The organism is Sphingomonas sp. jy18, from assembly GCF_056931895.1.
In genome coordinates, this window is record NZ_JBXPBT010000004.1 from 62,812 (window position 1) to 76,051 (window position 13,240).

Below are 13,240 nucleotides of genomic sequence, written 5' to 3' on the forward strand. Positions count from 1 at the left end.
CCATGGCCCGCAGCCATCCGCTTGAGCGCTATCGTAACATCGGCATCATGGCGCACATCGACGCCGGCAAGACGACCACGACCGAGCGTATTCTCTATTACACCGGCAAGTCCTACAAGATCGGCGAAGTCCATGACGGCGCCGCGACCATGGACTGGATGGAGCAGGAGCAGGAGCGCGGGATCACGATCACGTCGGCTGCGACCACCTGTTTCTGGAACGACCACCGCATCAACATCATCGACACCCCCGGCCACGTCGACTTCACCATCGAAGTCGAGCGGTCCTTGCGCGTGCTCGACGGCGCGGTCGCCTGCTTCGACGGCGTTGCCGGCGTCGAGCCGCAATCGGAAACCGTGTGGCGCCAGGCCGACAAATATGGCGTGCCGCGGATGTGCTTCATCAACAAGCTCGACCGTACCGGCGCGAACTTCAAATATTGCGTGCAGTCGATCATCGACCGGCTCGGCGCGACCCCGGCGGTGCTCTATCTGCCGATCGGTCTCGAAGCCGACCTCAAGGGCCTGGTCGACCTCGTCCACAACCGGGCGATCATCTGGAAGGATGAGAGCCTCGGCGCCGAATTCTTCTACGAAGACATTCCCGCCGATATGGCCGACGAGGCTGCCGACTATCGCGAAAAGCTGATCGAACTCGCCGTCGAGCAGGACGACGACGCGATGGAAGCCTATCTCGAAGGCACCATCCCCGATACCGACACGCTCAAGAAGCTGATCCGCAAGGGCACGCTGGCGCAGGCGTTCGTGCCGGTCTGCTGCGGCTCGGCGTTCAAGAACAAGGGCGTGCAGCCGCTGCTCGACGCGGTGGTCGACTATCTGCCGTCGCCGCTCGACATTCCCGACGTGCAGGGCATCAACCCCGACACCGACCAGCCGGACAGCCGTCCGACCGCCGACGACGCGCCGTTCTCGGGCCTCGCCTTCAAGATCATGAACGATCCGTTCGTCGGCTCGCTCACCTTCCTGCGCATCTATTCGGGCACGCTGACCAAGGGCAGCTACCTCAACTCGGTGAAGGACAAGAAGGAAAAGGTCGGCCGCATGCTGCTGATGCATGCCAACAGCCGCGAGGACATCGACGAGGCGCATGCCGGCGACATCGTCGCGCTGGCCGGGCTCAAGGAAACCACCACCGGCGACACGCTGTGCGCCGAACGGTCGCCGATCGTGCTCGAGCGGATGGAATTCCCCGAGCCGGTCATCGAGCTGTCGGTCGAGCCCAAGACCAAGGCCGACCAGGAAAAGATGGGCATCGCGCTCAATCGCCTAGCTGCCGAGGACCCCTCGTTCCGCGTCTCGACCGACCATGAATCGGGCCAGACCATCATCAAGGGCATGGGCGAGCTTCACCTCGACATCCTCGTCGATCGCATGAAGCGCGAGTTCAAGGTCGAAGCGAACGTCGGTGCGCCGCAGGTGGCGTATCGCGAGAGCCTCGCGAAGCCGGTCGAAGTCGACTATACCCACAAGAAGCAGTCAGGCGGCTCGGGCCAGTTCGGTCGCGTCAAGGTGCAGGTGGCGCCGGGCGAGCGCGGATCGGGCATCACCTTCCTCGACGAGATCAAGGGCGGCAATATTCCGCGCGAATATATCCCCTCGGTCGAAAAGGGCATGCGGGAAACCGCCGAGAACGGCCATCTGATCGGCTTCCCGATCATCGACTTCGAGATCAAGCTGATCGACGGCGCCTACCACGATGTCGACTCGTCGGCACTGGCGTTCGAAATCACCGGCCGCGCGGCGATGCGTGAAGTCGCCGCCAAGTCGGGCATCAAGCTGCTCGAGCCGGTGATGAAGGTCGAGGTGGTGACCCCCGAAGAGTTCATGGGCGACGTGATCGGCGACCTCAACTCGCGGCGCGGCCAGATCCAGGGCACCGACAGCCGGGGCAATGCCCAGGTGGTCGAGGCGATGGTGCCGCTCGCCAACATGTTCGGCTACGTCAACCAGCTGCGCTCCTTCACGCAAGGCCGCGCGCAGTACACGATGCAGTTCTCGCACTATGAAGAAGTGCCGCAGAATGTTGCCGACGAGGTCAAGGCCAAGATGGCCTGATCGCCAACCGGCCGATTATGCTAAGCGCCGCTCCAGCACCTGCTGGGGCGGCGTTTTTGTTTGGGGGGGCGGTGGCTGGGTCCTCGTCATCCGGAACCGAAGTCCGCATCGCGATATCCCTCGCCCCACCCGTGATGCGGAGCCAGGCTTGCCTGCCAGCGGCGCCAGAGAGAGCCTTGCCCCGTGTCGAGCACGGGGCGACGCGAGGAGATGCGATAAGGCAGCGACCTTGGCTTCGGCCCGACCAGCCTCAGCGTGTGATGACTTTGCATTGAAGCAGGTCACTTGTCATTCTCGCTTTCGCGGGAATGACATAGTGTGGCGATCTCAAGTCATCACGCTCTAGAACAGCCGGCTGCCGGGTGCGACATCGCGGTCGGGGGTCATCAGCACGACATGGCCCTGCGCATCGGGGAAGCCGAGCGTCAGCACCTCGGACATGATCTTGCCGATCTGGCGCGGCGGGAAATTGACCACGGCGGCGACCAGCCGGCCGGGAAGCTCCTCCGCGCTGTAGTTCTGGGTGATCTGCGCGCTGCTCTTGCGGGTGCCGATCACCGGCCCGAAGTCGATGGTCATCACATAGGCGGGCTTGCGCGCGCCGGGCAGCGGTGCCGCATCGAGCACCCGGCCGACGCGGATGTCGACCGCGAGGAAGGTGGCGAAATCGATCAGCGGGGCAATGTCGGCGTCGGCGTCCGGGGTCATATGCATCGGTCGATCCTTCGAATGTACGTCCAATAGCGACGCTTAGCGTAACAAGTGCGCTGTTTTTGTCACATATGCGTAACTTTCAATCTATTGCTCTTTTCAACCGGCGTTTTTTGAAGAATCATGCGCCCGCAGGATCAGAATTTCGCCCGCTATCCGTAATGGCGGAAACGGGCAGGACCGGCCAAGGGGTTGTCACAATGATCAAGGGTTCAAGAAAGATTTCGTTCGCGCTGCTCGCCACGGGTGTCGCCTCCGCAGCGCTGATGTCGGCGCAACCGGCCTTCGCGCAGGACAGCGCGGCTGAAGCCGAGACCGCCGACGATGGTGAAGCCATCGTCGTCATCGGTTCGCGCCGGACCGACCGTTCCGCTGCCGATTCGGCCTCGCCGGTCGACGTGATCGGCGGCGAGGAGCTGGCTAGCCAGCCCGCGGTCAACCTGCTCGACGTGGTGCGCAACCTCGTCCCGTCCTTCTATGTGCCGCAGAACACCATCTCCGACGCCTCGACCTTCGTGCGCGCGCCCTCGCTGCGCGGCCTGGGCGCCGACCAGATCCTCGTCATGGTCAACGGCAAGCGCTACAACCGCTCCGCGCTGGTGCAGGTGTACAGCGGCGCCGACACCGCGCTGTCTTACGGCTCGCAGGGCGCGGACATCGCCAACATCCCGGCGATCGCCATCGGCAACCTGCAGGTGCTGCGTGACGGCGCGACCGCGCAATATGGCTCGGACGCCATCGCCGGCGTCATCAACTACCAGCTGCGCGAAGATACCGGGTTCGACGTGCAAGCGCTCTACGGCCAGAATTACGAGAATGACGGCGAGCGCTTCCAGATTGCGGCCAACGCCGGCTTTGCACTCGGCGAGCGCGGGTTCATCAACCTGTCGGCCGAATATTATGACCAGAACGGCACCAGCCGTGGCGCCACCCGCCCGATCGCGCTGGAACTGGCGCGCACCCAGCCGGGTGTGGTCAACAGCATCCCCAACTATCCGGGACCGGCCCAGATCTGGGGCACCTCGCCGGGCGACGGCTTCAAGCTGTTCCTGAACTCGGCCTATGATTTCAGCGACGATGTCCGCATCTATCTGGCGGTCAACTATGCCGAAAGCACCGCCAACCAGAGCTTCAACTATCGCTCGCCGATCTCGGCGCCGGTGCCGCTGACCGTCGATGTCGGGACCGGCACGCCGCAGACCCGCTCGCCGGGCCGCAACGGGTCGTTCAACACCATCTACACCACGCCGTGCCCGGCGGGTAACGCGACCTGTCCGGCCGGCGGTTTCGTCCGCAACGGCGGTTCCACCTTCAGCTTCGCGTCGATCTATCCGGGCGGCTTCACGCCGCGCTTCATCGGTGACGTGACGCAATGGTGGGGCAACACCGGCCTCAAGGGCGAGGTCGACGGCGGCCTGACCTACGATCTGTCGGCGACCTTCGCCCGCAACGAGCTGTCGCTGTCGATGACCGACTCGCTCAGCGCGTCCTTCGGGCCGCAGAGCCAGACCGACTTCTTCTTCGGCAACCTCATCCAGAGCGAACAGAACGTCAATCTCGACCTGACCTATCCGCTCGAGGTCGGCTTCGCGTCGCCGATCACCCTGTCGGCCGGTGCCGAGTACCGCCGCGAAACCTATGAGACCACGGTCGGCGACCTGCAGTCCTATGCAGCCGGACCCTTCGCACGTCAGCCGCTGTACGATCTGGTTTCACCGGGCGTCTATACCCCGGCACTGAACGGCACGACCCAGATCGTCGCCACCCAGTCGCCGGCAGCCAGCGGCTACGGCGGCGTCAGCCCGCTGTTCGCCGGTTCCAACAGCCAGACCAGCTACGGCATCTATGTCGGGGCGGAAGCCGACATCACCGACAGCTTCACCGCCGGTGTTGCCGGTCGCTACGAGGAATATGACACCTTCGGCAGCGCCGTGGTCGGCAAGTTCAACGCGCTCTACGAAGTCTCCGACGCGGTGTCGCTGCGCTTCACCATCGGCACCGGCTTCCACGCGCCGTCACCGGGCCAGAACAACACCCAGATCGTCACCACCAACTTCCGTGGCGGCAATCAGGTGCAGACCGGTACCTATCCGGTGACCAGCGACATTGCCCAATTCTATGGCGCGACCTCGCTCAATCCGGAGCGCTCGACCAACATCGGCGCGGGCATCGTGCTCGAGCCGACCAACAATCTGACGCTGACCATCGACGGTTACACCATCAAGGTGCGCAACCGCATCGGCATCTCGCAGACCTTCCGCGTCACCGCGGCCGATCTCGCGGCGCTGCCCTCGCTGGCGGTCGTCGGCATCGATGGTGACGTCAATTATTTCACCAACGGCTTCGACACCCGCACCAGCGGCGTCGACGTGGTCAGCACCTACCGCACCGAGCTGGCCGGTGGCCCGCTCAACCTGACGCTGGCCTACAACTACAATGTCAGCAAGGTGACGGACTTCGATCCGTCGGTGATCAGCGCGGCGCAGCGGTTCAACATCCGCAACCTGCCGCCCAAGCATCGCGCCAACTTCTCGGCCAACTGGCAGATCGGCGATTTCACCGTCAACTTCCGCGAGAATTTCTACAGCTCGTGGGCCAACGCGCTCGAGTATCCGGGGCAGACCTTCGGCTCGAAATTCGTCACCGACCTCGACATCAGCTACACCTTTGCCGATCGCTACACGCTGACGGTGGGCGCGAACAATCTGTTCGACACCTATCCCGACCGGATCGCGCCGACCACCACCAACCCGGTGTTCGCGCTGACCAACAGCCTGGCCGACGGCCAGATCTATCCGCGCTCGGGCGGGCCGTTCGGCATCAACGGCGGCTTCTACTATGTCCGGATCGCCATCGATTATTGATCGATCCGGTGACGCAAAAGGGGGCGGGGAGCATCTCCCCGCCCTTTTTCGTTGACCCCCAAGAAGGCGCCGATGACCGACAGGCTGACACACCGCATTGCCACGCTCGACGATCTGGCTGCCCTGCAGCAGGTGATGGCGCGCTCGATTGCCCACAACCAGTCCGAATTCCTCGACCCCGCTCAGGTGGCCGCCAGCCACAAGGTGATGGGGCTGGACAGCCAGCTGGTCCGCGACGGCACCTATCTCATGGTCGAAAGCGGCGGGCGCATCGCCGGCTGCGGCGGCTGGAGCTTCCGCGCGACGCTCTACGGCGGCGATGACAGCGTCGTCGCGCGCGAGCCCGCACGCCTCGATCCCGCGACCGATGCCGCCAAGGTGCGCGCCATGTACACCGATCCCGACTTCACCCGCCGCGGCATCGGCCGCATGATCCTGGGGCTGTGCGAGGCGGCGGCGCGCGACGCCGGCTTCGGCGCGGTCGAGCTGATGGCGACGGCGGCGGGCGTGCCGCTCTACCGGGCCAGCGGCTATGTGCCTGCCGACGCGCTGCACCATGCGCATGTCGACGGGGTGGACATTCCCCTGCTGCGTATGCGAAAGGCGCTTCTGTAATCGATCCCGTCGTTGTGCCCGATTCGTCGCGGCACCCGTCCGGCGGTTCGGCAGCCCACCCGACATGCTGTTGCTCCGGCAACGGCGCGGTCAAGGTGAATGCACTACTTGCATGACGGAAAAAGAGCGACTAAGGGCGGCGCCTCGTTCAGCAGGTGCCTGTTCCCTCTGATCCAGTTCAACCTATCGTACCCTGAGGACATACCAGCAATGGCAAAGGCAAAATTCGAGCGGAACAAGCCGCACTGCAACATCGGCACCATCGGTCACGTCGACCATGGCAAGACCTCGCTGACCGCTGCGATCACCAAGGTGCTCGCCGAAACCGGCGGCGCCACCTTCGTCGACTATGCCAACATCGACAAGGCCCCCGAAGAGCGTGAGCGCGGCATCACCATCTCGACCGCGCACGTCGAGTATGAGACCGAGCAGCGCCACTATGCGCACGTCGACTGCCCGGGCCACGCCGACTATGTGAAGAACATGATCACCGGTGCCGCCCAGATGGACGGCGCGATCCTGGTCGTGTCGGCCACCGACGGCCCGATGCCGCAGACCAAGGAGCACATCCTGCTGGCGAAGCAGGTCGGCGTTCCGACCATGGTCGTGTTCATGAACAAGGTCGACCTGGTCGACGATCCCGAAATCCTCGAGCTGGTCGAGCTGGAAATCCGCGAAGAGCTTTCGAAGCGCGATTTCGACGGCGACAATATTCCGATCATCAAGGGTTCGGCGGTCAAGGCCCTCGACGGCAGCGACGACAAGATCGGCCGTGACGCCATCCTCGAGCTGATGGCCGCTGTCGACAGCTGGATCCCGCAGCCCGACCGTCCGGTCGACCAGGCGTTCCTGATGCCGATCGAAGACGTGTTCTCGATCTCGGGCCGCGGCACCGTGGTCACCGGCCGCGTCGAAACCGGCGTTGTCAACGTTGGCGACGAAGTCGAAATCGTCGGCATCAAGGACACGGTCAAGACCACCTGCACCGGCGTCGAAATGTTCCGCAAGCTGCTCGACCGCGGTGAAGCCGGCGACAACATCGGCGCGCTGCTGCGTGGCACCAAGCGTGAAGACGTCGAGCGCGGCCAGGTTCTGGCCAAGCCGGGTTCGATCACCCCGCACACCGAGTTCAACGCCGAAGTCTATGTGCTGTCGAAGGACGAAGGCGGCCGTCACACGCCGTTCTTCAACAACTATCGCCCGCAGTTCTACTTCCGCACCACGGACGTCACCGGTGAGGTCATCCTCCCCGAGGGCACCGAGATGATCATGCCTGGCGACAACGTCACCATCGGCGTGAAGCTGATCGCTCCGATCGCCATGGACCAGGGCCTGCGCTTCGCCATCCGCGAAGGCGGCCGCACGGTCGGTGCAGGGGTTGTCGGCACCATCACGAAGTAATATAGGCACGCCACGCCGCCCGATTCGGATGATTCGGGCGGCTTGGTATTCTTGCCGCACGGAATGAACGGGGGTTCCCGGTCTCGCTGATCGGGACACCCTCTTTTGCTTTGGGCGGCGCGGCTCTTTCGCATCGACAGACGGGATCAACGGGTAACTCCATGGACACGCAAAATATCCGCATTCGCCTCAAGGCATTCGATCATCGGGTGCTGGACTCGGCGACCAATGAAATTGCGGAGACGGCTCGCCGCACCGGCGCGCTGATTCGTGGCCCGATCCCCCTGCCGACGCGTATCGAGAAGTTCACGGTCAACCGCGGCCCGCACGTCGACAAGAAGTCGCGCGAGCAGTTCGAGGTCCGCACCCACAAGCGCCTGCTCGACATCGTCCAGCCCACCGCTGCGACCGTCGAAGCGCTGATGAAGCTCGATCTGGCATCGGGCGTGAACGTAGAGATCAAGTTGGCCTAACCGCCGACACTGATGGTTCCCCGGTGCATGCCGGTGGGGCCGTCGGGAGATACCGCCGGAGATTCCCTCCGGGCTGCGTCCCCCGTCTCGCCGGTCCTGCCGCAAGGCAAGCCGGCGAAGTTCAGCCCGGACGGGGCGATGCATGACAAGACGGGCTGGCAAGCCCGCGGAAATGGTTCCGCGGGCCTCTGTTGGAGAATTGATCATGCGCACTGGCGTGATCGCCAAAAAGGTCGGGATGACCCGGCTGTTCCAGGACGATGGCCGGCACGTGCCGGTTACCGTCCTCGCGCTCGAAGGGTGCCAGGTTGTCGGACAGCGTACCGCTGACACCGACGGCTATGTCGCCGTTCAGCTCGGCGCCGGAACGGCCAAGGCGAAGAATGTAGCAAAGCCGCAGCGCGGTTCCTTCGGCAAGGCCGAAGTCGAGCCCAAGGCCAAGGTCGTCGAATTCCGCGTTGCGGAAGACGCGCTGGTCGACGTCGGCACCGAAATCTCGGCAGACCATTTCGTCGCCGGCCAGATGGTCGACGTCAGCGGCACCACGCAGGGCAAGGGCTTTGCCGGTGCCATGAAGCGCTGGGGCTTCGGGGGCATGCGCGCGACGCACGGCGTCTCGATCAGCCACCGTGCGCATGGTTCCACCGGTAACCGCCAGGATCCGGGCCGCGTCTTCAAGAACAAGAAGATGGCCGGCCACATGGGCGCGCGCAACCGCACCCAGCAGAACCTCGAAATCGTCCGCACCGACGCCGAGCGCGGCCTGCTGTTCGTCAAGGGCTCGGTGCCCGGATCGAAGGGCGCATGGCTGCTCGTCCGCGACGCGGTGAAGCTCGATCGCCACGCCGATGCGCCCTATCCGGTCGCGCCGCGCGTCGCCAAGGTCGATGCCCCCGCCGCCCAGCCGCAGGTCGAGGCAGCCGCTGCCGACGCCAGCGAAGCAACGGAGGCTTGAACCCGTGAAGATCAAGATTCAGACACTCGACGGCTCGGCCGCCAAGGGTGACGTCGAGCTGAGCGACGCCGTGTTCGGCGTCGAGCCGCGCGCCGACATCCTGCACCGCGTCGTCACCTGGCAGCTCGAAAAGCGCCGCGGTCCGGCCCGTGCCACCCGCGAGCGTTCGGACGTTGCCCGCACCGGCAAGAAGTTCGGTCGCCAGAAGGGCGGCGGTACCGCCCGTCACGGCGATCGCAAGGCGCCGATCTTCATCGGCGGTGGTAAGGCACACGGCGCCCGCGCCCGCACCTTCGGCCACTCGCTGAACAAGAAGATCCGCGCCCTCGGCCTCAAGATGGCGCTGTCGGCCAAGGCACAGTCGGGCGGCATCGTCGTCGTCGACAATTTCGACGTCGCCGAAGGCAAGACCAAGGTGCTGGTGAACCAGCTGACCAAGCTGGGCATGAACCGCGCCCTGTTCATCGACGGCGAGGCGACCAACGTCAGCTTCGCGCGCGCATCGGCCAACATCGGCGGGGTCAACCTGCTGCCGGCGATCGGTGCCAACGTCTACGACATCCTGAAGCACGACACGCTGGTCTTGACCCGCGCTGCCGTCGAACAGCTGGAAGCGCGCTTCGCGCCCCAGGGAGGGGCCAACTAATGGCTAAGAAGCAGGCAGCGGCCGTCGACACCCGTCATTATGACGTGGTGCTGAGCCCGGTCATCACCGAAAAGTCGACGATGCTCTCCGAGCATAACGCCGTCGTCTTCCGCGTCGCCCAGTCGGCCTCGAAGCCGGCGATCAAGGCCGCGGTGGAAGCGCTGTTCGACGTGCAGGTTACCAAGGTCAACACCCTGGTCGCCAAGGGCAAGACCAAGAAGTGGAAGGGTCGTCCCTACACGCGCTCGGACGTCAAGAAAGCCGTCGTGACCCTGGCCGAAGGCCAGTCGATCGACGTCACGTCGGGCATTTGAGGGGCGGATCGGAACAATGGCACTCAAGCAATATAATCCGACGAGCCCGGGCCGCCGCGGCCTGATCCTCGTCGATCGCTCCGCGCTCTGGAAGGGCAAGCCGGTCAAGGCGCTCACCGAGGGCAAGAAGAAGACCGGTGGCCGCAACAACATCGGCCATGTCACCTCGCGCGGCATCGCCGGCGGCCACAAGCAGCGCTATCGCATCGTCGATTTCAAGCGCCGCAAGTGGGACATGTCCGCGACCGTCGAGCGTCTGGAATATGACCCCAACCGCAGCGCCTTCATCGCGCTGATCACCTATGAGGACGGCACCCAGACCTACATCCTCGCGCCGCAGCGTCTCGCCGTCGGTGACAAGGTGATCGCCGGTGCCAAGGTCGACGTGAAGCCGGGCAACGCGATGCCGCTGTCGGCCATGCCGGTCGGCACCATCGTCCACAATATCGAGATGAAGCCGGGCAAGGGTGGCCAGATCGCCCGTTCGGCCGGCACCTACGCCCAGCTCGTCGGTCGTGACCGCGGTCTGGTGATCGTGCGTCTCGGCTCGGGCGAGCAGCGCTACATCCGCGGCGAGTGCATGGGCACGGTCGGCGCGGTGTCCAACCCGGACAACGCCAACACCAACCTCGGCAAGGCCGGCCGCAACCGCTGGCTGGGCAAGCGCCCGCTGACCCGCGGTGTCGCCAAGAACCCGGTCGATCACCCGCACGGCGGCGGCGAAGGCCGCACCTCGGGCGGTCGCCATCCGGTTACCCCGTGGGGCAAGCCGACCAAGGGTGCCCGCACCCGTCACAACAAGTCGACCGACAAGATGATCATCCGGTCGCGTCACGCCAAGAAGAAGAGGTAAGCCATGGCCCGCTCTGTCTGGAAGGGTCCGTTCGTCGAACTGAGCCTGCTCAAGAAGGCCGAAGCCGCCTCCGAATCGGGTGGCCGCGCGCCGATCAAGACCTGGTCGCGTCGTTCGACCATCCTGCCCCAGTTCGTGGGGCTCACGTTCAACGTCTATAACGGACGCAAGCATGTCCCCGTCTCGGTGACGGAAGACATGGTCGGCATGAAGCTCGGCGAATTCGCGCCGACCCGCTTCTTCCCCGGCCATGCCGCGGACAAGAAGGGTAAGCGCTGATGGGCAAGGAAAAGTCTCCGCGTCGCGTCGGCGAGAAGGAAGCTCTGGCGGTCGGCACCACCATCCGTGGGTCGGCGCAGAAGCTCAATCTCGTCGCAGCGCTGATCCGTGGCCGCAAGGCCGGCGATGCGCTCAACGTGCTCAGCTTCTCGAAGCGCGCGATGGCCGTCGACGTCTCCAAGGTGCTCGCCTCGGCGATCGCCAATGCGGAAAACAACCATAACCTCGATGTCGACGCGCTCGTCGTCAAGGAAGCCAGCGTCGGCAAGGCGATGACCATGAAGCGCTTCCACACGCGCGGCCGTGGCAAGTCGACCCGCATCATGAAGCCGTTCAGCCGGCTGCGCATCGTCGTCGAAGAACGGGAAGAAGCATAATGGGTCACAAGAGCAACCCCATTGGCCTGCGTCTCCAGGTCAACCGCACCTGGGACAGCCGCTGGTTCGCCGAGCGTGGCGACTATGGCCGCATGCTGCTGGAGGATCTCAAGATCCGCCAGTTCATCTTCAAGACGCTGCCGCAGGCGGCGATCTCCAAGGTGGTGATCGAGCGTCCGGCCAAGCTGTGCCGCGTCAACATCTACGCTGCCCGCCCCGGTGTGATCATCGGCAAGAAGGGCGCGGACATCGACAAGCTGAAGAAGCAGCTCGGAGCCCTCACCGGCGCCGAGATCAGCCTCAACATTGTCGAAATCCGCAAGCCTGAGGTCGACAGCAAGCTGGTCGCGCAGGGCATTGCCGATCAGCTCGAGCGCCGCGTCGCCTTCCGCCGCGCCATGAAGCGCGCCGTGCAGTCGGCGATGCGTCTGGGTGCAGAAGGCATCCGCATCAACTGCGCCGGCCGTCTCGGTGGCGCGGAAATCGCGCGGACCGAATGGTATCGCGAAGGCCGCGTGCCGCTGCACACGCTGCGCGCCAACGTCGATTATGCCGAAGCCGAAGCCCACACCGCCTATGGCGTGTGCGGCATCAAGGTGTGGATCTTCAAGGGCGAGATCTTCGGCCACGATCCGATGGCTACCGATCGCATCATGCTCGAAGCGCAGACCTCGGGCGTCCGCCCGGCGCGCGAAGACCGTCGCTAAGGAACAGGGATCATGCTGCAACCAAAGCGCACCAAATTCCGCAAGGGCTTCAAGGGCCGCATCAACGGCGACGCCAAGGGCGGCACCGCGCTCAACTTCGGTGCCTATGGCCTGAAGGCGCTCGAGCCGGAGCGGATCACCGCCCGCCAGATCGAAGCGGCCCGCCGCGCGATCACGCGTCACATCAAGCGTCAGGGACGCCTGTGGATCCGCGTGTTCCCGGACGTGCCGGTATCGTCGAAGCCGGCCGAAGTCCGCATGGGCTCGGGCAAGGGCTCGCCGGAATATTGGGCAGCCCGCGTCAAGCCCGGCCGCATCCTGTTCGAGCTCGACGGCGTTCCCGGCCCGCTCGCTGCAGAGGCGTTCAGCCGCGCGGCGATGAAGCTGCCGATCAAGGTAAAGGTTGTCGCCCGCCTTGGCGACACCTCGCATCTCGGAGGCGAATGAGATGGCAAAGGCAACTGACGATCTTCGCACGAAGACCGACGATCAGCTGAGCGAGCAGCTCGGCCAGCTCAAGCGCGAGGCGTTCAACCTGCGCTTCCAGGCGGCCACCGGCCAGCTCGAAGCCCCGGCGCGCGTGCGCCAGGTGCGTCGCACCATCGCGCGCATCAAAACCTTGCAGACCCAGCGTGCCAACGCTGCGGCCGCGAACTGAGGAACAGGATATGCCAAAGCGCATCCTCCAGGGCACGGTCGTGTCCGACAAGGGCGACAAGACCGTGGTGGTCAAGGTCGAGCGTCGTGTGAAGCACCCGCTCTATGCCAAGATCATCCGTCTTTCGAAGAAGTATCACGCCCATGACGAGGGCAACGAGTTTCGCGAAGGCGAAGTCGTGCGGATCGAGGAGACCCGCCCGATTTCCAAGCTGAAGACCTGGCGTGTGATCGACCGTGTCGACACCCACACCAAGCCGAAGGCCGCCGCCGCAGAGGCATGAGCCCGCTGCATCGCAGAGCTATTTTTGGA

General features: G+C 64.6%; 16 protein-coding genes. 15 read left to right on the top strand and 1 reads right to left on the bottom strand.

Features of this window, described 5'->3' with window-relative positions; translation table 11 throughout:
* The first annotated feature begins 2 nt into the window (after nt 1-2).
* Complete coding sequence (fusA, locus tag AC0QC4_RS11125; protein ID WP_483659970.1) at nt 3-2,075, top strand: elongation factor G; 2,073 nt, start codon at nt 3-5, stop codon at nt 2,073-2,075.
* A 342-nt stretch (nt 2,076-2,417) separates the two neighbouring features.
* On the opposite strand, the gene AC0QC4_RS11130 is transcribed toward fusA, so the two are convergent.
* Nucleotides 2,418-2,789 (bottom strand): tRNA-binding protein, encoded by a 372-nt coding sequence (locus AC0QC4_RS11130; protein ID WP_483659971.1) that lies wholly within the window; start codon nt 2,787-2,789, stop codon nt 2,418-2,420.
* A gap of 197 nt (nt 2,790-2,986) precedes the next feature.
* On the opposite strand from AC0QC4_RS11130, the gene AC0QC4_RS11135 reads away from it, so the two are divergent.
* The 14 genes from AC0QC4_RS11135 (at nt 2,987) to rpsQ (ending at nt 13,211) form a co-directional block, all read left to right on the top strand.
* The gene (locus AC0QC4_RS11135; RefSeq protein ID WP_483659972.1) at nt 2,987-5,650 is read left to right on the top strand and encodes a TonB-dependent receptor plug domain-containing protein; all 2,664 of its coding nucleotides are present in this window, start codon (nt 2,987-2,989) and stop codon (nt 5,648-5,650) included.
* Between the two features lie 72 nt (nt 5,651-5,722).
* Entirely contained in the window at nt 5,723-6,265 is a 543-nt protein-coding gene (locus AC0QC4_RS11140) for a GNAT family N-acetyltransferase (protein WP_483659973.1), read from the top strand.
* 210 nt (nt 6,266-6,475) lie between these two features.
* Complete coding sequence (gene tuf / locus AC0QC4_RS11145) at nt 6,476-7,666, top strand: elongation factor Tu (protein ID WP_483659974.1); 1,191 nt, start codon at nt 6,476-6,478, stop codon at nt 7,664-7,666.
* A 161-nt stretch (nt 7,667-7,827) separates the two neighbouring features.
* Complete coding sequence (gene rpsJ, locus AC0QC4_RS11150; protein WP_483659975.1) at nt 7,828-8,139, top strand: 30S ribosomal protein S10; 312 nt, start codon at nt 7,828-7,830, stop codon at nt 8,137-8,139.
* Between the two features lie 205 nt (nt 8,140-8,344).
* Complete coding sequence (gene rplC, locus AC0QC4_RS11155) at nt 8,345-9,094, top strand: 50S ribosomal protein L3 (RefSeq protein ID WP_483659976.1); 750 nt, start codon at nt 8,345-8,347, stop codon at nt 9,092-9,094.
* A 4-nt stretch (nt 9,095-9,098) separates the two neighbouring features.
* Nucleotides 9,099-9,740, top strand: a complete 642-nt coding sequence (rplD, locus tag AC0QC4_RS11160; protein WP_483659977.1) for a 50S ribosomal protein L4 — start codon at nt 9,099-9,101, stop codon at nt 9,738-9,740.
* Nucleotides 9,740-10,054, top strand: a complete 315-nt coding sequence (locus AC0QC4_RS11165; protein WP_483659978.1) for a 50S ribosomal protein L23 — start codon at nt 9,740-9,742, stop codon at nt 10,052-10,054. Before rplD ends, AC0QC4_RS11165 begins: the two co-directional genes overlap by 1 nt.
* Before the next feature lie 16 nt (nt 10,055-10,070).
* Nucleotides 10,071-10,907: a 50S ribosomal protein L2 gene (gene rplB / locus AC0QC4_RS11170; protein ID WP_483659979.1), complete on the top strand. Its 837-nt coding sequence runs from the start codon at nt 10,071-10,073 to the stop codon at nt 10,905-10,907.
* Nucleotides 10,908-10,910: 3 nt separating this feature from the next.
* On the top strand, nt 10,911-11,186 hold the full coding sequence (gene rpsS / locus AC0QC4_RS11175; protein ID WP_483659980.1) for a 30S ribosomal protein S19: 276 nt from the start codon (nt 10,911-10,913) through the stop codon (nt 11,184-11,186).
* A complete protein-coding gene (rplV, locus tag AC0QC4_RS11180) occupies nt 11,186-11,563 on the top strand; it encodes a 50S ribosomal protein L22 (protein WP_483659981.1) in 378 nt (125 codons plus the stop codon). The genes rpsS and rplV overlap by 1 nt, the downstream gene beginning before the upstream one ends.
* Entirely contained in the window at nt 11,563-12,270 is a 708-nt protein-coding gene (gene rpsC / locus AC0QC4_RS11185) for a 30S ribosomal protein S3 (RefSeq protein WP_483659982.1), read from the top strand. The genes rplV and rpsC overlap by 1 nt, the downstream gene beginning before the upstream one ends.
* 12 nt (nt 12,271-12,282) lie before the next feature.
* Nucleotides 12,283-12,717: a 50S ribosomal protein L16 gene (rplP, locus tag AC0QC4_RS11190; RefSeq protein WP_483659983.1), complete on the top strand. Its 435-nt coding sequence runs from the start codon at nt 12,283-12,285 to the stop codon at nt 12,715-12,717.
* A gap of 1 nt (nt 12,718) precedes the next feature.
* Nucleotides 12,719-12,928 (top strand): 50S ribosomal protein L29, encoded by a 210-nt coding sequence (rpmC, locus tag AC0QC4_RS11195; RefSeq protein WP_483659984.1) that lies wholly within the window; start codon nt 12,719-12,721, stop codon nt 12,926-12,928.
* Between the two features lie 10 nt (nt 12,929-12,938).
* Nucleotides 12,939-13,211: a 30S ribosomal protein S17 gene (rpsQ, locus tag AC0QC4_RS11200; RefSeq protein ID WP_483659985.1), complete on the top strand. Its 273-nt coding sequence runs from the start codon at nt 12,939-12,941 to the stop codon at nt 13,209-13,211.
* Nucleotides 13,212-13,240: the final 29 nt, after the last annotated feature.